This is a genomic window from Actinacidiphila sp. bgisy167 (assembly GCF_057707665.1).
Genome location: NZ_JBYIQP010000029.1, coordinates 16,103 through 39,817 on the forward strand (window position 1 = coordinate 16,103; position 23,715 = coordinate 39,817).

General features: G+C 72.6%; 19 protein-coding genes and 1 pseudogene. 6 read left to right on the forward strand and 14 right to left on the reverse strand.

The window, feature by feature from the left end; genetic code table 11:
* Window positions 1-189: 189 nt before the first annotated feature.
* Complete coding sequence (locus tag AC3ET4_RS14140; protein WP_431949092.1) at window positions 190-2,598, reverse strand: SpoIIE family protein phosphatase; 2,409 nt, start codon at window positions 2,596-2,598, stop codon at window positions 190-192.
* Window positions 2,599-2,798: 200 nt separating this feature from the next.
* On the opposite strand from AC3ET4_RS14140, the gene AC3ET4_RS14145 reads away from it, so the two are divergent.
* The 4 genes from AC3ET4_RS14145 (at window position 2,799) to AC3ET4_RS14160 (ending at window position 6,550) form a co-directional block, all read left to right on the forward strand.
* Window positions 2,799-3,260, forward strand: coding sequence for an SRPBCC family protein (locus AC3ET4_RS14145; protein WP_431949093.1), 462 nt, complete (start codon window positions 2,799-2,801; stop codon window positions 3,258-3,260).
* A 1,003-nt stretch (window positions 3,261-4,263) separates the two neighbouring features.
* A complete protein-coding gene (locus AC3ET4_RS14150) occupies window positions 4,264-5,358 on the forward strand; it encodes an iron-containing redox enzyme family protein (protein ID WP_431949094.1) in 1,095 nt (364 codons plus the stop codon).
* A 222-nt stretch (window positions 5,359-5,580) separates the two neighbouring features.
* A complete protein-coding gene (locus tag AC3ET4_RS14155; protein WP_431949095.1) occupies window positions 5,581-6,462 on the forward strand; it encodes a YhjD/YihY/BrkB family envelope integrity protein in 882 nt (293 codons plus the stop codon).
* Window positions 6,416-6,550 (forward strand): CsbD family protein, encoded by a 135-nt coding sequence (locus AC3ET4_RS14160; protein ID WP_431949144.1) that lies wholly within the window; start codon window positions 6,416-6,418, stop codon window positions 6,548-6,550. Before AC3ET4_RS14155 ends, AC3ET4_RS14160 begins: the two co-directional genes overlap by 47 nt.
* Before the next feature lie 240 nt (window positions 6,551-6,790).
* On the opposite strand, the gene paaE is transcribed toward AC3ET4_RS14160, so the two are convergent.
* From paaE to AC3ET4_RS14190, 6 genes are all read right to left on the reverse strand, one after another.
* Entirely contained in the window at window positions 6,791-7,900 is a 1,110-nt protein-coding gene (paaE, locus tag AC3ET4_RS14165) for a 1,2-phenylacetyl-CoA epoxidase subunit PaaE (RefSeq protein ID WP_431949096.1), read from the reverse strand.
* Complete coding sequence (gene paaD / locus AC3ET4_RS14170) at window positions 7,900-8,421, reverse strand: 1,2-phenylacetyl-CoA epoxidase subunit PaaD (RefSeq protein ID WP_431949097.1); 522 nt, start codon at window positions 8,419-8,421, stop codon at window positions 7,900-7,902. Before paaD ends, paaE begins: the two co-directional genes overlap by 1 nt.
* Window positions 8,418-9,275 carry a 1,2-phenylacetyl-CoA epoxidase subunit PaaC gene (gene paaC, locus AC3ET4_RS14175; RefSeq protein WP_431949098.1) on the reverse strand — a complete coding sequence of 286 codons (858 nt, stop codon included), beginning with the start codon at window positions 9,273-9,275 and terminating at the stop codon, window positions 8,418-8,420. Before paaC ends, paaD begins: the two co-directional genes overlap by 4 nt.
* A 9-nt stretch (window positions 9,276-9,284) precedes the next feature.
* Window positions 9,285-9,593 carry a 1,2-phenylacetyl-CoA epoxidase subunit PaaB gene (gene paaB, locus AC3ET4_RS14180; RefSeq protein ID WP_431949099.1) on the reverse strand — a complete coding sequence of 103 codons (309 nt, stop codon included), beginning with the start codon at window positions 9,591-9,593 and terminating at the stop codon, window positions 9,285-9,287.
* Complete coding sequence (gene paaA, locus AC3ET4_RS14185) at window positions 9,590-10,573, reverse strand: 1,2-phenylacetyl-CoA epoxidase subunit PaaA (protein WP_431949100.1); 984 nt, start codon at window positions 10,571-10,573, stop codon at window positions 9,590-9,592. Before paaA ends, paaB begins: the two co-directional genes overlap by 4 nt.
* 111 nt (window positions 10,574-10,684) lie before the next feature.
* Window positions 10,685-11,890, reverse strand: a complete 1,206-nt coding sequence (locus AC3ET4_RS14190; RefSeq protein WP_431949101.1) for a thiolase family protein — start codon at window positions 11,888-11,890, stop codon at window positions 10,685-10,687.
* A 110-nt stretch (window positions 11,891-12,000) separates the two neighbouring features.
* On the opposite strand from AC3ET4_RS14190, the gene paaI reads away from it, so the two are divergent.
* Together paaI and paaK are read left to right on the forward strand one after the other, a co-directional pair.
* The gene (gene paaI, locus AC3ET4_RS14195) at window positions 12,001-12,414 is read left to right on the forward strand and encodes a hydroxyphenylacetyl-CoA thioesterase PaaI (protein WP_431949102.1); all 414 of its coding nucleotides are present in this window, start codon (window positions 12,001-12,003) and stop codon (window positions 12,412-12,414) included.
* The gene (gene paaK, locus AC3ET4_RS14200) at window positions 12,411-13,757 is read left to right on the forward strand and encodes a phenylacetate--CoA ligase PaaK (protein WP_431949103.1); all 1,347 of its coding nucleotides are present in this window, start codon (window positions 12,411-12,413) and stop codon (window positions 13,755-13,757) included. Before paaI ends, paaK begins: the two co-directional genes overlap by 4 nt.
* Window positions 13,758-13,910: 153 nt before the next feature.
* On the opposite strand, the gene AC3ET4_RS14205 is transcribed toward paaK, so the two are convergent.
* From AC3ET4_RS14205 to AC3ET4_RS14235, 7 genes and pseudogenes are all read right to left on the reverse strand, one after another.
* Window positions 13,911-16,517: a ricin-type beta-trefoil lectin domain protein gene (locus tag AC3ET4_RS14205; protein ID WP_431949104.1), complete on the reverse strand. Its 2,607-nt coding sequence runs from the start codon at window positions 16,515-16,517 to the stop codon at window positions 13,911-13,913.
* A 468-nt stretch (window positions 16,518-16,985) separates the two neighbouring features.
* Window positions 16,986-17,963 (reverse strand): acetylxylan esterase, encoded by a 978-nt coding sequence (locus AC3ET4_RS14210; protein WP_431949145.1) that lies wholly within the window; start codon window positions 17,961-17,963, stop codon window positions 16,986-16,988.
* A gap of 11 nt (window positions 17,964-17,974) precedes the next feature.
* Window positions 17,975-18,883 (reverse strand): beta-xylosidase family glycoside hydrolase, encoded by a 909-nt coding sequence (locus AC3ET4_RS14215; RefSeq protein WP_431949105.1) that lies wholly within the window; start codon window positions 18,881-18,883, stop codon window positions 17,975-17,977.
* A gap of 121 nt (window positions 18,884-19,004) precedes the next feature.
* Window positions 19,005-19,616, reverse strand: a pseudogene (locus AC3ET4_RS14220) (family 43 glycosylhydrolase); the annotation flags it as partial.
* Entirely contained in the window at window positions 19,613-21,910 is a 2,298-nt protein-coding gene (locus tag AC3ET4_RS14225) for a beta-xylosidase/alpha-l-arabinosidase (RefSeq protein WP_431949146.1), read from the reverse strand. The pseudogene AC3ET4_RS14220 and the gene AC3ET4_RS14225, both read right to left, overlap by 4 nt.
* A gap of 47 nt (window positions 21,911-21,957) precedes the next feature.
* A complete protein-coding gene (locus AC3ET4_RS14230; protein ID WP_431949106.1) occupies window positions 21,958-22,776 on the reverse strand; it encodes a carbohydrate ABC transporter permease in 819 nt (272 codons plus the stop codon).
* The gene (locus AC3ET4_RS14235; protein WP_431949107.1) at window positions 22,776-23,705 is read right to left on the reverse strand and encodes a carbohydrate ABC transporter permease; all 930 of its coding nucleotides are present in this window, start codon (window positions 23,703-23,705) and stop codon (window positions 22,776-22,778) included. The genes AC3ET4_RS14230 and AC3ET4_RS14235 overlap by 1 nt, the downstream gene beginning before the upstream one ends.
* Window positions 23,706-23,715 lie beyond the last annotated feature (10 nt).

Sequence of the window (23,715 nt, forward strand, 5' to 3'; positions counted from 1 at the left end):
GGGACCCGCGGCCTTGTGTGAGGGCGGCCGACCATTGCGCAGTCCTCCGCGGCACCGCTGCTCGGCGACACGGGCGCGAGCGGCCGGTCCGGAATCGATCTCCCGGTCGCAGCGCTCGGTGGTCGGCCCCGGCAGGGGCGGCGCACACGGCCTCCGCTCACGCCCCGGGCCCCGGTTCCGCTCACGGCTTCACGCGCAGACGCGCACACAGAGAAGGCACGTGTCATCGCGCGGGTTCGCGGGACCCAGCGCCTGTGTGAGGGCGGCCGCGACCGTGGTGCAGTCCTCCGTGGCGACCCGCTCGGCGACGCGGGCGAGATCGGCCAGTCCGGCGTCGATCTCCTGGTCACGGCGCTCGATGAGGCCGTCGGTGAAGAGGAAGAGCCGGTCCCCGGCGTGCAGACGGGTCTCGCACATGCCGTACGTGCTGTCCCGGCCGGCGCCCAGGATGCGGCCTTTGGGGCGCTCGAGGTACTCGGCGCGGCCACCACGCAGGTGGAGCACGGGGAGGTGCCCTGCCTGGGCCCAGGTGAGCACGCCCTCACCGGGCCGGTACTGGGCGAGGACCATCGTGGCGGTGGCGGAGCCGGAGTTCATGAGCACCTGGTTGAGGCGCTCCAGCAGCCGGTGCGGGGGCGTGCCGCTCAGGGCCATGGCCTCGGCGCCGTGGCGGAGTCCGGCCATCGTGGCGACGGCCTCCACACCGTGGCCGGCGACGTCGCCGACCGCCAGCAGCACGGAGTCGTCGGGGAGGGCGAGGGCGGTGAACCAGTCACCGCCGATCTGGATCGAGCTCTCGGCCGGCAGGTACGAGACGTCGCAGCTGACGCCGCCCAGTTCGAGGGGCTCCTCGGGGACGGGCAGCAGGGCGCGCTGCAGCCGCTGCGCGAGGATGTGCTCGGCGTTGAGGCTCCGCTGCTGCGTGCTGAACGCACGGTGGGCCTCGTCGAGCGCGATCTCACCGTGGCGCAGGGCGGTCAGGTCCTGGAAGAAGCCGTGCACCACCACGGGCGTGCCCTCGGCGTCGGTGTCGGCCTCGGCGACCATCCGCAGGTGGCGGGTCCCGTGGGGGGTACGGATGCGGAACGGCGCGTCGACCGGTTCGCCCCGTTCGAGCAGCGCGCGCACCGCGGCGCCGACGGCGGGCACGTCCTCGGGGAAGAGGTGCTGGGGCAGCTCGTCGAGCGGCATGGGCCCGAGCTCGGGGTCGCGGTCGAACACCGTGTACACCTGCGGTGACCAGCTCAGGGTGTCGGTGACCAGATCCCAGTCGGTCCAGCCGAGGTTGCCCAGGTGCTGGAGCCGGCGCAACCGCTGGACCTCGCGGTCGGCCGTGTCGAGCCGCAGCCAGGAGACGACCAGGGCGTCGCCCAGGCGTACAGCGGCCACGGAGTAGGTGGAGCTGCGCGGTACGCCCGCGGCCACCTCGTGGTACTCGAAGGGCTCTGTCTCATAGGGTTCACCGGTCGCCAGGGTTCGCAGGTACCCCTGCCACAGCGGGGTGCCGGCCACCGTCGGATAGCACTCCAGGAGGCGCCGGCCGACCAGTTCGCGCCCCGTACGGCCGGCCACGTCCACCGACGCGGGGGCGGCCGCCTCGATGCGGAAGTCCGTCACCTCGCCCTCCACACCGCGTACGGGGACGAGGAGGACCGTCGCCTCGTACAGGGTGTCCAGGACGGCCTGCACGGTCGACGGCCAGGTGGCGGCGGGGGCGGGCGACAGGCAGCCGGCGCAGGCCCGTGCGGCGGCGGTCAGCAGCGCGCGGTCGGCGGTGTCGAAGTCGTCGGAGCGTTCACGGAAGAAGCCCACCACGCCCACGACGTCCTCGCCGCGGTGCAGCGGCAGCCACGCCCGGGAGGCCCACGTGCCGGGACGGTCGCCGAGGAGGACGCGGTCGGCGCCGTCCTTGTCGAGGCCGGAGAGCCACACCGGGCGGCCGAGGCGGACCGCCTCCACCGGTGCCAGCGCCGCCAGCGGCGGCAGGTGGCCCCAGGCGCAGGCGATGCCGGCGTCGATGCCGCAGTGGGCGACCAGGTCGAGCCCGCCCGCCGGTGCGCTGGTGTAGAGCAGGACGGCGTCGACGTCCGCGGTCTCCCCGAGTTGTCCCACGAGCAGCCACGTCAGTTCCTCCGCGACGCCCCCGGAGGTACGGGCGCCGCCGGGCCCCGGCGGGCACGGCGGCGAGGGGCGGTGCAGGGAGGTGTAGCGCGAGGAGGTGAAGGCGGAGCGCGGGTCGCCGGACGGCGTCGGCGGGGGTGTGCCGGCCTCGGGAAGCGGGTCGGGTCGCTGCCGCGCCGGGGTGCGTGCGACGCGGGACGACTGGATGCCGCCGAGGATCGCCCAGGCCTCCTCCAGAACGGTGCGGCCGGCCCGGTTCGCGCGCCGCTGCAGTTCCTCCTGTGCGGCGCCGGGCCCCAGCCCCAGGCGGCCCATGAGAACGCCCCGGGCCCGTTCGGCCGCGGCTCGTGCGGGCGCCGCGAGCCGCTCCTCGTCGAGTTCGGCGCGCAGCCGGGCAACCGTACGAGCCAGCTGGTCGGCCGCGGAGCGCTCGGACGGCCGGCCACCGGACGCCGAGGCGACTTCGTCGTGGCCCACTCTGTGAGCATCGCACAATCACGCCAGGGGCGAAGTCCCGCGCCGGGCGCCCCCGCCCCGGGCGTTCGAGCGCTGCGGCCGCCGAGGGCCTCGGGGGGCGACCGCCCTGGCCCGCGCCGCCGGACGGGGAAGATTAGGGGCATCCGCTGCGGGAAGCCGATCCGACGACGATCCTCGCGTCGTTCGAAAGGAGCGCATCCATGGGCACGATCAGCGAATCCGTCGACGTCGGCGTCCCGCTGCACACCGCGTACAACCAGTGGACCCAGTTCGAGGAGTTCCCGCACTTCATGGAGGGCGTGGAGCAGGTGACCCAGATCGACGACCGGCACAACCACTGGGTGACGAACATCGCCGGCGCCCGCCGGGAGTTCGACACGGAGATCGTCGACCAGCTGGCGGACGAACGCGTCGCCTGGCGCACGGTCAGCGGGGACATCCGGCAACGGGGCGTCGTGACCTTCCAGGAGATCGACCCGTCGCACACCCGGGTCAATCTCGCCATGCAGGTGGAGACCTCGGGGCTCGCCGAGAAGGCCGCCGACGCGCTCGGCGTCCTCGACCGGCGGGCGCGGGGCGACCTGCGGCGGTTCAAGCACTACATCGAGGAACGGGGCAGCGAGTCGGGGGCCTGGCGGGGTCGGGTCGCCCCCGGTGGATGACCGCGGCGAACGGCCCGCGGCCGACGACGCCGACGGGCTCCCCCGCCGCTCCGGGGTGGGGTGCACGGGCAACGTGCGCGACCGGGCTCCGGCAGGCGGTCCGGCCTTCGAGGTCGAGGAGGAGCCTGCTGGCCGGTCCCGGCAGCGGACGGCTGGTCGACCGGAGTCCGCCGCCCGGGGCCCGGCGTGTCTGCGCGGGCCCCGGGCGTCACGCTGCGGCACGATGTGGGGCCGCGCAGAGCGATGGGCCACCCACGGGTGTCGCCACCGGCCGCCGACATGGCCGGCGCTGTCGGTCGACTCGCCGTACCACCGCGACCGGGACTCCGGTCAGGCCAACCGGCGCGTACTGGACCAGGCGCGTCTCCCAGGTTCCGGGATCCCACCGTTGTTCGCCTCGGCTGCCGAACCCGACAGCGAGGTCGACCCGCTGGCGCGGGGGCGGACCCCGCGCCATCACCTGCCGGCCGGCAGGCCCCCACCCCACCCCGGCTGCCGAACGTCGAGGGCCGGGCGGCGGACGGGCTGGGTGGTGCCGCCGAGGGGACGGCGCTGCAGACGGCCCCCACACGGGCGCTGGTGCGCACCGCGCCTCGAAGACCTCTCTCGGGGCGTCCCGGCACCGCGCATGATGCCGCGGCTCACCGCCGTCGCGCTCTGATCGGCCGCCCGTGGATGCCCCCGGGCCGCCACGACATCCCGTTGCCCGTCCGCACAACCTGCGTGCCGCCACCGCGCTCCGCGGGGAACCGAGGGAACTACGCGAACGCGTCGCGCCCGCGCTGGAGCACACCGGCGACCTGCCCTTCGTCCGCGCCGCCTGGCCGCACCCGCGCTGCCGGGCGGCGGCCCCGACCGGCAGCGCGGGCGGGAAGCGCACCGGGGTGGACACGCCGATCGGGCAGACGGCGCCCGACGGCCGCATGCCCCCGGCGACACCGGGCAGGGGCAACTGCGGGCGACCTGCTCCGTGACATCACCGCACCGACCGACGGAGGACCCGATGGACGCGGTCCGCTACCCCTCGACCGTTCCCCGGACCACTGAGCCGGTGCTGCCCGCGGCGCGCGGCCCCCTCTCCCGCGCCGTGCTCGGCGCCCTCACCGCCGGCCCGCCGGGAACATCGCCGGCACCGGCCGCCGGGGCGCTGGAGGATGCCGATCCCTACGGCGAGGACCTGCAGCTGGCCCTGCACGTCTGCTACGAGCTGCACTACCGGGGCTTCGCCGGGGTGGATCCCGGCTGGGAGTGGGATCCCGGGCTGCTGGGGCTGCGCGGCGCCATGGAGCGCGCCTTCGGGGCGGCGATCCGCGCCGACCTGCCGCCGGGTCCCGAAGGAGGCGAGGCCCGCGACGCCCTCGACCGGGAACTGGAGGGGCTGCTGTGCGAGCCCCGCGACGCTCGCGGCGTGTCGTACTTCCTGCGCGACGAGGGCACCTGGGAGCAGTTGCGGGAGTTCTTCGTGCACCGGTCGGTCTACCAGCTCAAGGAGGCCGATCCGCAGGCCTGGGTCATTCCAAGGCTCACCGGTCAGGCGAAAGCCTCGCTGGTGGCCGTCGAGTACGACGAGTTCGGGGGCGGGCGCGGCGAGCGCGTCCATGCGCGGCTCTACGCCGACCTGCTCCGGGGCGCCGGGCTGGACGCCTCGTACGGGCACTACGTGGACGCCGTGCCGGCCGTCACTCTCGCCACCGTGAACGTGATGTCCTGGATGGGCCTGCACCGGGAACTGCGGGGAGCGCTCGTGGGGCACTTCGCCGCCGCAGAGATCGGCACCTCGCCGTCAGCGCGCCGGACGGTGGAGGCGATCGACCGGCTCGGCGGCGCTGCGGCCTGCCGGCACTTCTACGCGGAGCACATCGAGGCCGACGCGGTCCACGAGCAGGTGATGCGCCACGACGTCATCGGCGATCTGCTGGCCCGCGAGCCCGGCCTGACCGCCGACGTCCTGCTGGGGGTCCGCGCCACGGCGCTGCTGGAGGGGCGCCTGGAGGAGCACCTGCTGAACGCGTGGCGGGCCGGGCGCACATCGCTGCGCCTCGAGCCGGGGCAGCACTGTCCGCCCGACGGGCCCCTCCACTCCCCTTGCCCTGATTGATCGGTATCACCTGGTTCGCCAGGATCATCCGGGTAAAGTGCACCCCAGAGGCCTGAGCAAGGAGGTCGAGCGATGCGCCCAGCAGCCCCGGGGACCCGGGCGGGCACGGCACGCCGCATGGCGGCCGGCGCCGCCGTCCGCTGAGGCCCCGCGATGGCAGGAGGGGCGGCCCGGTGGCTCCGGCATCCCTACCGGTCCTGGCGGGCCTCCCGGGCGGGCCACATGTGGCTCCAGGGGGGCGAACTGGAGCTGCTGCAGCGCTCCATGGGGTTCGCGGCACTCGGTCTGGTGACGCTCGTACCGCTGCTCATCGTGGTGGCCGCCGCGGTGCCCTTCCACGGCTATGGCTTCGCGCAGTGGCTCGTCGACGGCATGGGACTGTCGGCCGAGCCGGCGCAGGCCGTGAAGGACGTGTTCGCCACCCCCGGCGCGGTGATCAGCAGCACGAGCGGTCTGAGCCTCCTGGCGCTGGCGTTGTTCGGCCTCTCCTTCGCCGCGTGTGTCGAGGTCGGGTACACCCGGATCTGGCAGGTGCCGCCCACCCCATGGCACCACGTGTGGCGGCGGGCGGTGTGGCTGGCCGCGCTGACGGCGTACCTGTTCGCGGAGGCGCAGAGCGGGGCGGTGCTGGGCGAGGGGTGGCCGGACACGGTGTTCCGCGGCGGCACTGCCGTCGTGCTGGGCTTCGCCTTCTTCTGGTGGGGGCAGTACTTCCTGCTGGCCGGGAAGGTGCCGTGGCCGGCGCTGGTGCCGGGGGCACTCGTGACGATGGCCGGCCTCATCGGACTGCGGGTCTTCTCCTCCTACGTGTTCGCCCCGCTGATCGTGACCAATGCCGTCTCCTACGGCGCCGTCGGCACGGTGCTCATCGTCCAGTGCTGGCTCATCGGGGTGGGTTTCGTGGTGTTCGGGGGCGCGCTGCTGGGACGCCATCTGCAGAATCCGGGCACCTGGTTTCCTTCCACACCTTCAGGGCAGGCGGAGGGCAGCGCAGAGCGACTCCCGGAAGGAGAACCCCATGGGTGCCGAGAAGAAGGCCGAGAACACCGGCCAGAAGATGAAGGGCAAGGTCGAGGAGGCCGCGGGGAAACTGACCGGCGATGAGAGCCTTCGGATGAAGGGCAAGGCCGACCAGGTCAAGGGCGATGCCAAGCAGGTCGTCGAGAAGGGCAAGGACACTCTCGACCAGTGATGGCGGCCCACCCGCACAGCGTTCGTGGGTTCGCCGTTCGGGGGAAGTCCGTCGGCCGGCGGGGCGTAGCACGTCCCGTCGGCCGATGTGCGTGTGCCGGTGCCAGTGCCGACCGAACCGCCTCCGAGCGGCAGGATGTTCGCGATCGGTCGGTCCGCCCTGCGGCGGGAGCCGGTCCGGCGGCGGCCAGGCGCCGGCTCATGGGACGTCGGCGCGCGCAGAACCTCAGCCCCTGAGACGTCAGCTGTCGAAGTCCACCGTCAGCGTGTCGGACACCGGATAGCTCTGGCAGGTCAGCACATAGCCCGCGTCGACCTCGGCCGTCTCGAGGGCGAAGTTGCGGCGCATCTCCGCCTTGCCGTCGGTGACGAGCGCCCGGCAGGTGCCGCAGACCCCGCCCTTGCAGGCGAAGGGAAGATCCGGGCGAGTGCGCTGGGCGCCGTCGAGGACGCTGCGATCGCGCGGCAGCGCGGCCGTGGTGGTGCGGCCGTCGAGGACGACGGTGACCTGGCTGACCGGTCCTTCGGCGGCGACGTCCTCATGGCGCACCGGGGTGACGGGCTCGTCGTCCGCGTAGAACAGCTCCTGGTGCACCCGGTCGCCGGGGACGCCGAGGCCGGCAAGGACCTGCTGGGCGTCGACGACCATGCCGTGGGGGCCGCACAGCCACCAGTGGTCGGCGTTCGGGACGTCGACGAAACCCTCGACGAGGGTGGCGAGCCGTCCTGCGTCGAGGCGGCCGGAGAGCACCTCGGCCTCGCGTGGTTCTCTGGAGAGCACGTGGGCGAGCTGGAACCGGGCGGGGTACAGGTCCTTCAGCTCGGCGAGTTCGTCGGCGAACATGACCGTGTCGGTGCGCCGGTTGCCGTAGAAGAGCGTGACTCGGGAGGCGAGGTCGGCGGCGAGGACGGACTCGGCGATGGAGAGCATCGGGGTGATGCCGGAGCCCGCCGCGATGAGCACATGGTGCCCGGGTTCGGCCAGATCGGGGGTGAAGGCCCCGGTGGGCCCCATGACCTCGACGGTGTCCCCCGGCCGCACCTCGTGCACCAGCCAGGCCGAGAAGAGCCCGCCGGGCACGACGCGCACCCCGATGCGGGGGGCGGTGCCGACCGGAGAGCAGATGGAGTACGAGCGCCGCTCGTCGCGCCCGTCGATCTCGCGGCGCAGCGTGAGGGACTGCCCTGGCGCGAAGGCGAACTCCGCGGCCAGCTCGCGCGGTATGTCGAAGCTGACGGCGGCCGCGTCCTCGCAGAGCGGCTCGACCGCGGCGACCCGCAGGGCGTGGAAGGCCGGGCGGCGGCGGACCCGCGGGGCCGGCGCCTGCGGGACGGGGAGGGTCGGTGCCATCAGATCTCCTTGACGTACTCGAACGGCTCGCGGCAGGCACGGCAGCGCCACAGGGCCTTGCAGGAGGTGGCGGCGAAGCGTGAGGTCTCCTCGGTGTCCGCTGATCCGCAGCGGGGGCAGGCGACGGCGCGCCGGGTGGCGGTGAGAAGGAGCGGCACTGGGCCGGCGGGGCGCCGCGGCGCCGGCCCGGGGGGTGCGATGCCGTGGGCGGCGAGCTTGCGGCGGCCCTCGGCGGTGATCCAGTCGGTCGTCCACGGCGGGTCCAGGACGGTGCGGATCTCGACCCGGGGGAAACCGGCGGCGCGCAGCCGGGCCGCCACGTCGGCACGCATCTCCGCCATGGCGGGGCAGCCCGAGTAGGTGGGGGTGAGGGCTGCCACGACGGTGCCGTCGGGGCGGACGTCGACGTCACGCAGGACGCCGAGGTCAGCCAGGGTCAGCATCGGCAGCTCGGGGTCGGGCACCTCGGCGGCCACGCGGGCCGCCCGGTGCGCGTCGGCGGGCGCGGTCGCGGCGCTCACCAGACCGCTCCCGGGTGTGCGCGGGCGACGCCCTGCAACTCCGCGAGCAGCGGCGCGAGGTGCTCGGTGTGATCGCCCTCGCGGCCGTGGCCGGGCAGCGGCTCGGCCTCGACCGGGGGCAGCCCGGCGGCCTCGGTGACCTGCCGCAGAACGCCGGCCACCTCGTCCCGCACCTCGGCCGGCTCGGCACCGCAGGTCGCTGCGGCGGTGAAGAGCTCCTCCAGGTAGGGGGCGACCTGTCCCAGACCGGCCCGCATCCGGCGGTGCGACTCCTCGGTGCCGTCGCCGAGCCGTACCGTCCACTCGGCGGCGTACTGCCGGTGGTACGTCACCTCGTTGACGCCCTTGGCGGCGATGGCGGCGAGCACCGGGTCCTGGGCGGTGCGGGCGAGCCGCTCGAGGACGGCGAGCCGCCAGCTGGACGTGACGAGCAGCCGGGCGACGGAGAACGCGAAGTCCCCGCAGGGCAGTTCGGCGAGGCGCACGTTGCGGAAGTCGGGGGCGTCCCGGAGGTAGGCGTAGGCGTCCTCGTCACGGCCGGTGCCGTCCACCTGGCCCGCGCGGGAGTAGAGCAGGCGGGCCTGGCCGAGCAGGTCGAGCCCGATGTTGGCGAGGGCGACCTCCTCCTCCAGCTCGGGCGCACGGGTGCACCACTCGGCCAGGCGCTGGGCGCCGATCAGGGCGTCGTCGCCGAGCGCCAGGCAGCGGGCGGCCAGCACCGCGGCGTCCACGCCCGCCGGCAGGGCGGTGTCCACGCCGTGCAGAGGGTCCTGGAAGCCGGTCCCGAAGGCCCAGCGGGCGTCGCTGTCCTCGTGCCCCTCGGCCAGGGACAGGTAGACGTGCTCGTCGCTCATGCCCTGCTCCTAGATGTGGGGGACGTCATCGGGGATGTCGTAGAAGGTGGGGTGCCGGTAGACCTTGTCGGCGCTGGGGGTGAAAAAGGGATCCTTCTCGTCCCGGGTGGACGCGGCGATGTGCTCCGAGCGCACCACCCAGATGCTCACGCCCTCGTTGCGCCGCGTGTACAGGTCGCGGGCGTGGGTGAGCGCCATGCGGTCGTCGGCGGCGTGCAGGGAGCCGACGTGGACGTGGTTCAGGCCGCGCTTGCCGCGGACGAACACCTCGTACAGGGGCCACCCGGCCCGGGTCGTGCTGTCGCCGGTGGTGCTCATGCCACGGCTCCTTCCTGTGCCCGGGCCGCCTGCTTGGCGGCGTGGGCGGTCGCGGCCTCGCGCACCCAGGCGCCTTCCTCGTGGGCCGAGCGGCGACGGGCCATCCGCTCGGCGTTGCAGGGTCCCTCACCGCTGATCACGCGCTGCAGCTCCGACCAGTCGGGGGTGCCGAAGTCGTGCCGGCCGCGCTCCTCGTTCCAGCGCAGCTCCGGGTCGGGCAGGGTCACGCCGAGCCTCTCGGCCTGCGGGACGGTCATGTCGACGAAGCGCTGGCGCAGTTCGTCGTTGCTGTGGCGCTTGATCTTCCAGGCCATCGAGGCGGCCGAGTTGGGCGAGTCGCCGTCCGGCGGGCCGAACATCATCAGGGAGGGCCACCACCAGCGGTCCACCGCGTCCTGCACCATCGCCCGCTGGGCCTCGGTGCCGCGCATCATCGTCATCAGCAACTCGTAGCCCTGCCGCTGGTGGAAGGACTCCTCCTTGCAGATGCGCACCATGGCGCGGGCGTACGGCCCGTAGGAGGAGCGGCACAGGGGCACCTGGTTGCAGATGGCGGCGCCGTCGACGAACCAGCCGATGACACCGACGTCGGCGAAGCTGAGCGTCGGGTAGTTGAAGATCGAGGAGTACTTCTGGCGGCCCTCGATCAGGCGCTGCGTCAGGTCCTCCCGGTCCACGCCCAGGGTCTCGGCGGCTGAGTAGAGGTAGAGCCCGTGGCCCGCCTCGTCCTGGACCTTCGCGAACAGGATGGCCTTGCGGCGCAGCGAGGGGGCGCGGGTGATCCACTCGCCTTCCGGCTGCATGCCGATGATCTCCGAGTGCGCGTGCTGCGCGATCTGCCGCACCAGCGTCCTGCGGTAGCCCTCGGGCATCCAGTCCCGCGGCTCGATGCGCTGGTCCCGCGCGATCGTGGCGTCGAAGTGCTCCTGGAGCGACGCCTGCGCGTCCTCCGGCGGCACGGTGGCGTTCGGTGTGCTCATCGTCACCAGCTTCCCCTACCGACCATTCGTTCGGTTACCAGTCTGGCGGACTCCGCCGCCCCCGGCAAGCCCTGTGGACAACCGCGCACAGGGCCCGCCGGGGGGCGTCCGTCAGACCCGCTCCACCAGCATCGCCACGCCCTGGCCGACCCCCACGCAGAGGGTGGCGAGGCCGCGGCGGCCGCCCTCGCGCTCCAGACGGCCGAGGAGGGTCAGCAGGATGCGGGCGCCGGAGCAGCCCAGCGGGTGGCCGAGCGCGATGGCGCCGCCGTCGGCGTTCACCCGCTCCTCGTCGAGTCCGAGGCGGCGGATGACCGCGACGGCCTGGGCGGCGAAGGCCTCGTTGAGTTCCACCGCGTCCAGGTCGCCGGTCTTCCACCCGGCGCGCCCGAGGGCCTTCTCCGTCGCCGGCACGGGGCCCAGGCCCATGACATGGGGCTCGACGCCGGCGGTGGCCGTGGTGACGATCCGGGCGCGCGGCGTGAGGCCGTACCGCTCGACGGCCTCCCGCCCCGCGACGACGAGGGCGGCGGCGCCGTCGGAGAGCGGGGAGGACGAGCCGGCGGTCACGACCCCGTCCTTGCGGAAGACGGTGCGCAGCGCCCCCAGCTTCTCCAGGCTGGTGGAGGGCCGCGGCCCCTCGTCGCGGCGGACCTCGCCGTCCTTGACGGCGACCGGCACGATCTCGCGGTCGAAGTGCCCGGCCTCCTGGGCCGCGACGGCCCGCTGGTGGCTCCGCAGCGCGAAGGCGTCGGACTCGGCGCGGGTGATCCCGTCCAGGGCGGCGACCTCCTCCGCGGTCTCCCCCATGGTCAGGGTGTCCTTGGCGGTGAAGCGCGGGTTCGTGAAGCGCCAGCCGAGAGAGGTGTCGTACACCTCGCCGGGCTTGGCCCACGGGGTTCCGGGCTTGGCCATCACCCAGGGGGCGCGGGTCATCGACTCCACCCCTCCCGCCACGACCAGGCCGGCCTCGCCGGACCGGATCGCCTGCGCCGCCGAGGCGACGGCGGTGAGACCGGAGGCACAGAGCCGGTTGACGGTATAGCCGGGCACCGTGTGCGGCAGGCCGGCCAGCAGCACGGCGAGCCGGGCGACGTCGCGGTTGTCCTCGCCCGCCTGGTTGGCGGCGCCCAGGATCACCTCGTCCACGGCCTCGGCCGGGATCCCGGCACGGTTCACGGCCTCGCCGACCACGAGTGCGGCCAGGTCGTCGGGGCGCACGGAGGCCAGGGCGCCGCCGTAGCGGCCCTGCGGGGTGCGGGCGCCGTCGATCAGGAAGACCTCGTCCGCGGGGCGCGCGGGAAGCTGCTGGGACATGCGTTCCACCTCTTGACAGGCAGTTCGGCTGCTGGATTACCTTGGGCGTGCCGCACGCTAACCGAATGTTCGGTCGGTTCACAAGGGTGGTGACGCTCGTGAGGGGTGCCATGGACCAGGCGCAGGGCCCGGCCCAGCACATGTTCGCCGCGGACACGGCGTCGCAGAGCCTCGGCATCGAACTCCTCGAAGCAGGCGAGGGGGCGGCCGCGCTCCGCATGACCGTCACGCCCGCGATGGTCAACGGGCACGGGATCGCCCACGGGGGCTACCTCTTCCTGTTCGCCGACACCGCCTTCGCCTGCGCCTGCAACAGCCACGGCCCCGTGACCGTGGCCGCCGGGGCCGACATCACCTTCGTCGCCCCCGTCCGGGAGGGCGACGAACTCGTCGCCCTGGCGAAGGAGCGCACCCGCTTCGGCCGCAGCGGCATCTACGACGTGACCATCCTGCGGGGCGAGCAGGTGGTCGCCGAGTTCCGCGGGCGCAGCCGCAGCATCGGGAGCACGAAGGAGAACGGATGAGCAGCGAGCCGACGGAGCGGGCGACCGCGGGGACGCGCCTGGGAGAGCCGCTCCCCCACGGGCTGCTCGACTCCGCCGAGAAGCTGGACGTCGGGGAACTGCGGGAGCTCCAACTCTCCCGGCTGCGGGCGACGTTGCGCCATGCCTACGACAATGTCGAGACGTACCGGAAGAAGTTCGACGAGGCCGGCCTGCGCCCCGAGGACTGCGCCCGCCTGGACGACCTGGCGCGCTTCCCGTTCACCACCAAGGCCGACCTGCGCGACACCTACCCCTTCGGCATGTTCGCCGTCCCCATGGAGCAGGTGCGCCGCGTCCACGCGTCCAGCGGCACGACGGGCCTGCCCACCGTGGTGGGCTACACCGAGGGCGATCTGTCGATGTGGGCCGACGTGATGGCGCGCTCCATACGCGCCGCCGGCGGGCGCCCCGGCCACAAGGTGCACATCTCCTACGGCTACGGCCTGTTCACCGGCGGCCTGGGCGCCCACTACGGCGCCGAGCGCGCCGGGTGCACGGTGATCCCCGCCTCCGGCGGCATGACGGCACGCCAGGTGCAGATCATCCAGGACTTCAAGCCCGAGATCATCATGGTCACCCCGTCGTACATGCTCACCCTGCTCGACGAGTTCGAGCGCCAGGGCATCGACCCCCGCGGCACCTCGCTGCGGGTCGGCATCTTCGGCGCGGAGCCGTGGACGGAGCAGATGCGCCGCGAGATCGAGGAGCGCATGGACATCCACGCGGTCGACGTCTACGGCCTGTCGGAGGTGATCGGCCCGGGCGTCGCCCAGGAGTGCGTGGAGACCAAGGACGGCCTGCACGTGTGGGAGGACCACTTCTATCCCGAGATCGTCGACCCGGTCACGGGTGAGCCGCTGCCCGAGGGTGAGGAGGGCGAGCTGGTCCTCACCTCCCTCGCCAAGGAGGCGCTGCCGGTCGTCCGCTACCGCACCCGCGACCTGACCCGCCTGCTGCCCGGCACCGCGCGTCCCGCCTTCCGCCGCATACAGAAGATCACCGGTCGCTCCGACGACATGCTCATCGTGCGCGGCGTGAACGTCTTCCCCAGCCAGATCGAGGAGATCGTGCTGCGCACACCCGGAGTGGCCCCGCACTTCCAGATCCGGCTCACCACGCGCGGCCGCATGGACCACATGGAGGTCGTGGTCGAAGCGCGCCCCGACGCCGCCGCGATCGTGCGCGAGGAGGCGGCCCGCTCCATCGCGGCTGAGGTCAAGGACGGCGTGGGCGTCAGCGTCGAGGTGACGGTCGTCGATCCCGACACCGTCGAGCGCTCCGTCGGCAAGATCCGCCGCGTCAGGGACCTGCGGGCCCGTTAGCCGTTCCCGGCCCGGCGTCGCCGTGCCCGCACGGCGACGGCCGAAGGAGCGCCGGCCGTCCGGCGCCGGCGCGTGGCACGGGGTGCTCCCGAACCACGCGCCCGTGCTGTCGGATCGGTCGGCCGGACGCCCGCCCGTGCCGCGTGACCGGACTCACGCGGCGGGCACGGTCCAACTCTGGTTGCTCGAACCGGCGCAGTCCCAGATCTGCAGCCGGGTGCCATTGGCCGAACTCGGCCCCGTCGCGTCCAGGCAGCGCCCGGACGCGGGATTCACGAGGGCTCGAGAGGACGCGTCGTAGGCCCACTTCTGCGCGCCGGTGCCGTTGCAGTCGTACAGCTGCACCTTGGTTCCGTTGGACAGACCGGCCCCGGTGAGGTCCAGGCACTTGCCCAGGGCGCGGATGGAACCATTCGCCGTCATCGTCCACTGCTGGGCAGCAGAGCCGTTGCAGTCGTACAACTGCACGGCGGTTCCGTTGGCGCTGGACGCGGCCGCCACGTCGACGCATTTCCCGCCGATCCCGGTGATCGGCCCGGTCGGCCGGGTGCTTGTGTCCCCGCCGGACGAACCGCCGGCCGAGGAGATGATGTACAGGCTGTCGATGATGCCCAGTCCGGAGCCGTTCACCAGCTTGAAGGTGTGCTGCCCCGAGGTGAGACCGGTCTTCTCAAACACCACCACTTGTGACTGCCGGGGGCCGGAGGCTCTGAGATCAACGGTTCTCTGGAACTTCCCGTCGATGTAGACGTCGACGGTGCCCTCGTCCCCGTACCGCTCCGAGAGGTACCGGACACCGGTCCCGCTGAAGGTGTAGGTCGCGACCGCACCCGGCGTACTGGAGTGGTGGACGTCGTCGTTCAGGTCGCCCACCCCTCGGTTGGTGGCGTGATTCCAGTGGGTGTCGTAGGCGAGGGCGTCGTCGTTCACCACCGGCGAGGCGTTGCTCTGCCAGCTGTTGCCCGCCAGGGTGCTGGTGAAGTCGATGGAATTGTTAACGAACGCGTTCACGCCGGAACGCAGGTTCTTCGCCGTGTTGTCCGTGAAGGACCCCGTGCCGGCAACTCCGGCGTTCACCAGGATCGCCTGCTCGGCCGGACCATCGATCGTGTTGCCCGTCACCGTCGCGTTCACGCGCGCGCGATCGATGAAAAGGCCCGCGTGGAGAGCTCCACGCAGGGTGTTGCCGGTCATGGTGACGTTCGTGTACGCGTTCGCGAACCGTGAGGAAGCGGCTGGTGAGCTGATCCGCACGCCGTGCCGCGCACCGTTCCACCCGCCACCGCCGATCAACACGTTCCCGCTGATCGTTGCCGAGTCCACCGGGCGTCCCGAGTCGGCGTAGACACCGATGTCCATGGCGCTGTCCGACGAGACGCTGTTCACCAGGTTGTTCATGACCTGGACGTCCTTCCCGCCGGCGACCCGGATGCCGTTGGCCCACCAGGGCGCGACAGCGGTGTTGTCGAGGATCTTGGCGCCGACGATCTGGGGGTTGGTGCCGTCGGCGCCGGAATCGGAGTACGTGGCGAAGGAGTCGTCACCCGTACCGCGGGCGAAGCAGTTGCGGACGACAACGTTGTCGCCGCGCTTGTCAGCGGAGTTTCCGTTGTTGATGTTGAACCCGTCGCCATAGGAGTCGCTGGTACGGCTGTTCTCCATCAGGCCGTCGCTGCCGGAGAGCCAGTTGGCGTCGGTGTGCCGGGTCCATACCCGATTCACGTGCCATCCGAGCGCGCCCATGCTCTGGATGCCGTAGTCGGCCCCCCCGCCCGTACCCCGCCATACGGCGTTCCCGTCGATCTGCAGGTCACTCAGGTCGGTGCCCGAGCCCACCAGAACCTGGGACCGCCATCCGGCCGGAGAGGGCAGTGGGACCTTGTGGTAAAGCGTGGTGTACCACATGCCGGCGCCCTCGACCGTCACACCTGTGAAGTCCAGCGTCGCGGACACCAGGCTGCTCGTGAGGTATGTGCCCGCCGGGATCCACACCGGTCGGCCCTGCGCCCGGGCCGCGTTCACCGTGTTCTGGATCGCGGCGGTCGAGTCCTTGGTGGACGTCGGGTCCGCTCCGAAGTCGACGACCGACAGTGCCTCGCCCGGCTGGTTAAGCGCCGGTCCGACGTTCTCCAGATCGACCGAGTCGATGTCGTACACGGCGGCCGTGTTGCCGGAGTCCTTGCGCAACGTGATGCTGCTTCCCGCTGGGATGGGATCACCCGTGACCCAGACCGGGAAGTCGTTGTAGAAGTGGAACGGCATGCCCCCGCCATGGGGGTCGTCGAGGTTGGTGCTTCCGTTGCGGTAGTTCCATGCCTGAGCCGAACTCAGGGTGATCGGCTGACGGTAGACACCGTCCACATACAGGTTTACCGTGGCCTTGAGGCCGCCGCCGTTCAGAGCGTCGGGTATCGAGGCACGCACCACAAGGGTGTTGGCCTGCTCGCCCGACGCATTCCGAATCGACACCGAGTCGCCGGTGTTCGTCAGTTCGACAAGGGCGTAGCCCGAGGCCTCGGTCTCGATCGTGGCGGCGGTGGGCGCCCTTTCTCCCGCCGTGAGGTGGCGCATGCGGGCACCACCGCCCAGCGTTCCGGACTCGGCCTCGACGGTCGTGAAGGGCGTTGCCGCCCCGGCCGGTTGATCTGCCTGCGCGGCGGCATGTGCCTGGCTTCCGGAGCCAGGGGAGACTCCCAGGACACTGGCAAGGAGCAACGCGGCCCCGAGCAGCGGCAGCACGGTTCTTCGGGCGCTGTGCATGTCATCTCTCCGTGTGGTGCGTGTTGAGCTGAGCCTGCCGATCCTACGTCGTCGACCGGTCTCCTCGCGAAGTCGCCCTGCGGTGAGGGACTTCGCAGGGTCGTCACGCCGCGTCGACCGGAAGTCGGCGCCTCCCGCGCACGTCGTCCTCAGCAAATCCGTCGCTCACTTCGGGCCACCCGGCCGCACGTCGTTCAAAAGCGGCGTGGCGACCGCACCACACACCGCAGGTCCTCATCCGCGACGCCAAGTGCAGCACCCAGCCCCCGTGAGCCGTGGTGAGGAGCGGGTGCCGATGCGACCGCCCGGACGCCGGCTGAGGGGGCATGCAGAAGACGTCCGTCGTCGCCTACGGTGAGGCCCCATCAAGGGGGCACGCCGGGTTCTCCGGTCCATGTCGAACGACAACCACGGGAGAACGAGGGTTGTACGGACTTGCCGCCTCGACTCCACAGGTGCGGCTGCACTTCACGCTGCCCTCAAGAGCGCGCGGAAGAAGGCGAGGGCTCGCTCGCCGTCCTCCATCCCGCCGCCCTCGTGGCCGTTCCAGGGCCAGACGTCGATCTCCTTGGGGCCCGCGTACGCGTTGTATGCCGCGAAGACCGTCGAGGGCGGTGTGATCTCGTCCATCAGCGCCGCGGAGAAGCGGGCCGGGATCCTGGCGCGAGCGGCGAAGTTGACGCCGTCGAAGTACGAGAGGGTACGCATGGCCCGCCCGGCGCCGCCGCGGTGGACGGCCAGGTAGCGGCCGATCTCGCGGTACGGGTCCGCGTCCGTGACCACCGCGGCCCGGGGGAAGTCGCACAGGAAGGGGACGTGTGCCACCAGGGCGTGGACCTCGGGGGCGAGGGCGGCGACGGCGAGCGCGGTGCCGCCGCCCTGGCTCGCGCCGAGGACCGCGATCCGTCCGGGGTCCACCGAGGGCAGCGTGCGGACGGCGTCCACGGCGCGGAAGGCGTCCGTGAACAGGCGGCGGTAGTAGTACGTGCGGGGGTCGTCGATGCCGCGGGTCATCATCCCGGGGGCCTGCGGGCCCGTGGTGCCGGAGTCGGGCGTGTCGCCGCGGCTCCAGCCCGAGCCCTGGCCGCGGGTGTCCATGTGGAAGTGGGCGAAACCGGCGGACGCCCAGAACAGGTTGTCCAGCGCGTGTCCCCGGCCGCCGCCGTAGCCGACGTACTGGACGACCGCGGGAAGCGGCCCCTCTGCCTCGTCCGGCAGCCGCAGCCAGGCCCGTACCGGTTCACCGCCGAAACCGGGGAAGGTGACGTCGAAGACGCGCACCGTGCGCAGCCGCGGACCGGCCGCGGGCGTGACGCTGACGGCGGCGGTCCCGGCGGCACGCGACTCGGCGAGCGTCGAACGCCAGAAGTCGTCGAAGTCGGCGGGCGCGGTCTGGGCGCTGCGGTACTCGCGCAGTTCGCCCTCGGGGAGGTCGGTGAACAACAGCGGCTCCGTGGTCAGGGGGCGAGCGGCCGGTAGTCGAACCAGTCGACGTCGGCGACGGTGGTGGAGGGGGCGTGGTGAGCGGTGGCGTACGGGCCGAGCCAGACGCCGAGGAAACCACCCGCGCGGGGCGAGCTGAGGAATCCGCCGTCCACGGCGGCCAGTTCGGTCTCCGCGTCGCCGCCCGCGCCCGCGGGGGCGTAGCGCAGCCCGTAGCGCTGGCCCTCGGCATGGATGCGCAGCACCACGGGCCCGGCGGGCAACGGCGCCTGCGCCACAAGGCGTTGCTCACCGCCGGTACGGACCGCGGCGAGCACGCGGCGCCCGCCGCGGCCGTCGCCGGCGACCGCGAGCACCAGATGGTCCGCCTCGGACTGCCGGACGGCGAGCCCGGCCCACTCCTGCGCCGTCCGGGGCGCCACATCAAGGAGCGCGGCCACGCTGACGTCCTGGTGCTGCTGGCGCCGGCCGAGGAAGCACGGGGTGCCGACCTCGGCGAGCGTGGCGGGACCGAGCGGCAGCCGGAGCCAGCCGGGGCGTGCGGTCAGCGACCAGAAGGGCTCCCCGGTGCGCACCTGGTTCCACCGCGGGTCCAGGCGGGGACCGTCGTAGTCGTCGCGGAACGGCTCCTCGTGCGGCGGCCCGGCGGCGGCCCCGCCGGAAACCGCCTGCGCGGCGGCGGCCACCGCGGGCGGGCGGAAGGGGCCGAGCGTGGTGCCGACACCAGGCGCGAAGAGCGGCCAGCCGTCCTCCCAGCGCACCGGGACGAGGAAGGTCTCCCGCCCGAGGTTGGGGTGGTAGCCGCCGTACGGGCGGCTGCCGAGCAGCACGGCCCACCACTCCCCCGACGCCGTTCGCACCAGGTCGGCGTGGCCGACGCCGACCACGGGGAAGTCGCGGCCCAGGTGGCGGTGGGTGAACACCGGGTTGGCCGGGTTGCCGGTGTACGGGCCGGTGACGTGCTCGGCGCGGGCGACGCTGACGGCGTGACGGTGCTCGGTGCCGCCCCTCCGCCGCCAGCAGGTAGTAGCGGCCGTCCACCTTGTACAGGTGCGGCCCCTCGGCCCACACGGCGCCGTGCAGCGCGCCGCGCCACAGCAGGTGCTCGGGTCCGGTGAGGGCCAGCGCCGCCGTGTCGAACTCCCGCAGCCAGACGTCGGTCTGCCCCTCCCACGCGCCCGGCTCGGCGAGCCGTGTGCCGGTGCACCAGGCGCGGCCGTCGTCGTCGAAGAACAGGGAGGGGTCGATACCGGGTGCGTCGTCCAGCCACACCGGATCGCTCCAGGGCCCGGCGGGGTCGGTGGCGGTGACGACGAAGGTGCCGCCCCGTCCGCTGCCGCCGACGAGGGTGGTCACGACGTAGAACCGGCCCTGGTGGTGCCGGATGGTCGCGGCGAAGACGCCCTCGGAGGACACCACGGAGGCGAGGTCCACCTGCGAGGTGCGGGTGAGGACGTGCCCCACCGGCGTCCAGTGGACCAGGTCGCGGCTGTGGAACACCGGGATGCCCGGGAAGTACTCGAAGGTCGAGGTGACCAGATAGTAGTCCGCCCCGACCCGGCAGACGCTCGGGTCGGGATGGCAGCCCGGCAGGACGGGGTTGGCGACGTTCTCCGACGACACGGCCGCCTCCGCCGTCCCTTCGGGCAGGCTCACCTGGTCTCCTCCGGGGTGCCGGCGACCAGCGCGTGCATCCGCCGGGTGTGGTCCACCTGCCGTGCCGAGCCGGTCAGTTCGGCCCGTACGGTGAAGCGGACGTCGGTGCTCGATGCGGCCAGTCGAACCTCAAGCTCACCCGGTTCCACGACGCGCCGGCCGTCGCGGCCGGTGAAGGCGGCGACGTCGGCCGGGACGGTGACGTCGACCCGCCGCGCCTCGCCCGGCTCCAGCGGCACCCGCAGGTAGCCGACGAGCCGCTGCACCGGCTGGACGACGGAGGCGACCGGGTCGTGCAGATAGACCTGGACGACCTCGCTGCCCGCGCGGTCGCCGGTGTTGCGGACGGTGAAGGACAGTTCGACCTCGCCGTCGGTACCGGTCACCGCCCGGTCGCCGGAGGCACCGTGCACCGTAGGGGCGGACCACTCGAAGGTCGTGTAGGTCAGCCCGTGGCCGAAGCCGAAGGCGGCGGCCGGGTCGATGTTGGACACCTCGCTGGCCCGCGCGAGCGGCGCGGCGAGATAGGTGGAGGGCTGGACGCCCGGGTGGCGCGGCACGCTCACCGGCAGCCGCCCGGACGGGTTGATCCGCCCGCTCAGCACCCCGGCGAGGGCCGGGGTGCCCTCCTGCCCGGGGAAGAAGTGCTGGACGACGGCGGCCGCCTCCTCCACGGCCCGCCCGAGGGCGTAGGGGCGGCCGGCCAGCAGGGTCAGCACGACCGGTGTCCCCGTGTCGAGGAGCGCGTCGAGCAGCCGCTGCTGCACACCGGGCAGCGTGAGCGACTCGGCGTCGCAGCCCTCGCCGCTGGTGCCGCGGCCGAAGAGACCGGCACGGTCGCCGAGCGCGGCCACGACCACGTCGGCGTCCCGGGCCGCCCGTACGGCCGCCGCGATGCCGGAGACGTCGGTGTCGTCGATGCCGCAGCCCGCTGCGGTGACGATCTCGGAGCCGGGGAACTCCGCCACCAGGGCCTGGCGCAGCGTGGGCAGGTCGATGCCGAGCGGGGTGTCCGGGTGCTGCGCGCCGACGTGCACGGGGAAGGAGTAGCAGCCCAGCACCGCGGTCGGGGTCTCCGCCTGGGGGCCGACGAGCGCGATGCGGGCGGGCCGCCCCAGGGGCAGGGTGCCGTCGTTGCTCAGCAGCACGGCGGACCGCTCGGCCAGACGCCGCGACAGCTCGCGGTTGGCCGCGGAGTTGAGGTCGACCGTGCCGCGCAGGCCCTGCGGGTCGGTGAGGTCGGCTTCGGCGAGCGCGGAGGGCACCGGGCTCCACCCGGGGTCGAGCAGGCCGAGCTGCGCCTTCTGGGTCAGGACGCGGCGCAGCGCGCGGTCCACGAGCTTCTCGTCGACCCTGCCCGCGGCGACGGCGTCGCGCAGCGGCTGCCCGAAGGTCTTGACGGTGGGCAGCTCCACGTCGACGCCGGCATGCAGGGCGGTGCCCGCGGCGTCCGCCCAGTCGGCTGCGACACCGTGCAGGGTCTTGAGGAAGGCGATCCCGAAGTAGTCGGCGACGACGGTCCCGTCGAAGCCCCAGGTGTCGCGGAGCAGACCCGTCAGCAGTTCCTCGTCGGCGGCGGAGGGCATGCCGTCGGTGTCGGTGTAGGCGTGCATCACGGACCGGACGCCGCTCTCCCGGACCGCCATCTCGAAGGGCGGCAGGACGACGTCGGCGCGCTCGCGCGGGCCCATGCTGACCGGCGCATGGTTGCGCCCGGCGCGCGAGGCCGAATAGCCGGCGAAGTGCTTGAGGGTGGCCACGATGCCCGCGGACTCCAGGCCCTGGATATAGGCGGTGGCGATGGTGCCGACGAGGTAGGGGTCCTCGCCGATGGTCTCCTCGACCCGGCCCCAGCGCGCGTCGCGGACGACGTCCAGGACGGGGGCGAGACCCTGGTGGACGCCGACCGAGCGCATGTCGCGGCCGATGGCCGCGCCCATCACCCGGACGAGCTCGGGGTCGAAGGAGGCGCCCCAGGACAGCGGGACGGGGTAGGTGGTGGCGCCCCAGGCGGCGAAGCCCGCGAGGCACTCCTCGTGGGCCATGGCCGGGATGCCGAACCGGTTGGCCGCGGCGATCTTCTCCTGGGTGCGCATCAGGGACAGCGCCCCGAGGGCCGGGTCGACGGGGACGGTGCCGAAGGGCCGGGTCAGCTGCCCGAGGCCTTCCGGGACGAGGTCGTCCAGGTTGGGCGGCTCGTCCATGTCGTGCTGGTGGGGGGCGACTTCGGCGCCTTCGCCGGAGGCGCCGACCCAGACCCCGTAGAGCTGGGCGATCTTTTCGTCCAGGGTCATCTCGCGGATGAGCGCCTCGACGCGGGAGTCGGCGGTCACGTTGTCGTTCACTTTCCTCCGACGCCCATGAGCCCCTGGACCAGGGCACGTCGGGCGAACAGGTAGACGAGCAGGACGGGGATCGTGGACAGCACCACGGCGGCCAGCAGGCCGGGGATGTTGATGCCGTACTGGGTCCGGAAGTTGTAGAGACCCAGAGTGAGCACCTTGGTCTCCTCGGACTGGGTGAGCACCAGGGGGAAGAGGAAGCCGTTCCAGGCCTGCAGGGCGGAGAAGACGACGATCGTCGACAGTCCGCCGCCGGACAGCGGGAGGACGAGCTGGAAGAAGGTCCGCCGGACGGAGGCGCCGTCCACGGCCATCGCCTCGAACAGTTCGGAGGTGATGTCACGCATCGTGCCGGTCAGGATCAGGGTGCAGACCGGCAGGCAGAACGCCGCGGTCGGCAGGATGACGCCGATGAGGTTGTCGTAGAGCCCTGCCTTGCTGATGACGTAGAACATCGGGACGATCACGGCCTGCGCGGGGATGGCCAGGCCCAGCAGGAAGAGCCGGAACACCTGCGAGGCGCCGCGGCCCCGGTTGCGCACGATGGTGAACGCCAGCGGCGGCACGAGCAGCAGCACGATGGCCACCACGCTGACGGTGACGACGACCGTGTTGAGGAAGTACTGCCCGAAGCCGTTGCTGAAGTCCTGGATGTAGTTGTCCAGCGTGAAGGACCGCGGGAAGGACAGCGGGCCGCCCGCGCTGTAGTCGGCGCGCGACTGCACGGTGGCGCCGAGCATGACGTACAGCGGCGTGCCGACCAGGGCCAGCCACAGCAGGGCGCCCAGTCCCGCGAGGTAGTTGGGGCGTCGCCTCATCACAGCCCCTCCTTGGTGCCGGCCATCTTGTCGTAGCCGGAGGCGCGGACGACGACCAGCGAGATCACGGTGGCGACGACGACGAGCATCAGCGCGACGGCCGCGCCCGCGCCGAAGTCGAAGCCCTTGAAGGCCTTGTCGTACATGTAGTAGGCGGTGATGGTGGTGTCGGTGCCGGGGCCGCCCTGGGTGAGGATCAGCACCGTGTCGAAGGTGGTGAGACCGCCGACGATCATCAGGATCATCGAGGTGATGATCGAGTTGCGCAGCTGCGGCAGCGTGATGTGGAAGAACTGCCGTACCGTGCCCGCGCCGTCGATCTGCGCCGCCTGGTAGAGCACCTGCGGGATGGCCCGGGTCGCGCCCTGGTAGATCAGCGCGTGGAACGGGGTGAACTGCCAGGTGCTGACGAACACCAGCACACCGATCGCGGCGGTCTGCGTGCCGAAGAGGTTGCCGTCGCCGAACAGCCAGCGCGCCTGCGAGGGAACGCCGAAGTTGGGGTCGAGCAGCGCGCGCCACAGGACCGACACGGCGGTCGCCGACAGGAGCAGCGGCACGAAGAAGACGGCGGACAGCACGGCGCGGTTGCGCTGCGGACCGGCGGCCCAGACGCCGAGCAGGATGCTCAGCGGGGTCTGGACGACGACGCCGAGCACGGTGAGCAGCACGCTCAGCCAGAGGCTCTTGATCAGCACCGGGTCCTGGAAGACCTTGACCCAGTTGTCGAAGCCCGCGTACTCGGGCGAGCCCAGACCGCTCCAGCTCGTGAAGGAGAGGACCGCCACCAGTGCCAGCGGCACGACGGCGAAGAGGGCGAAGAAGATCGTGGCGGGGAGGGCCCAGGCGATGCCCGGCCGGCCGATGGAACGGCCGGCCGGACGCCGCGTCTGCCGCTTGCCCGTCACGGTGGCGGTGAGGGAGACCATGCGGGGGACG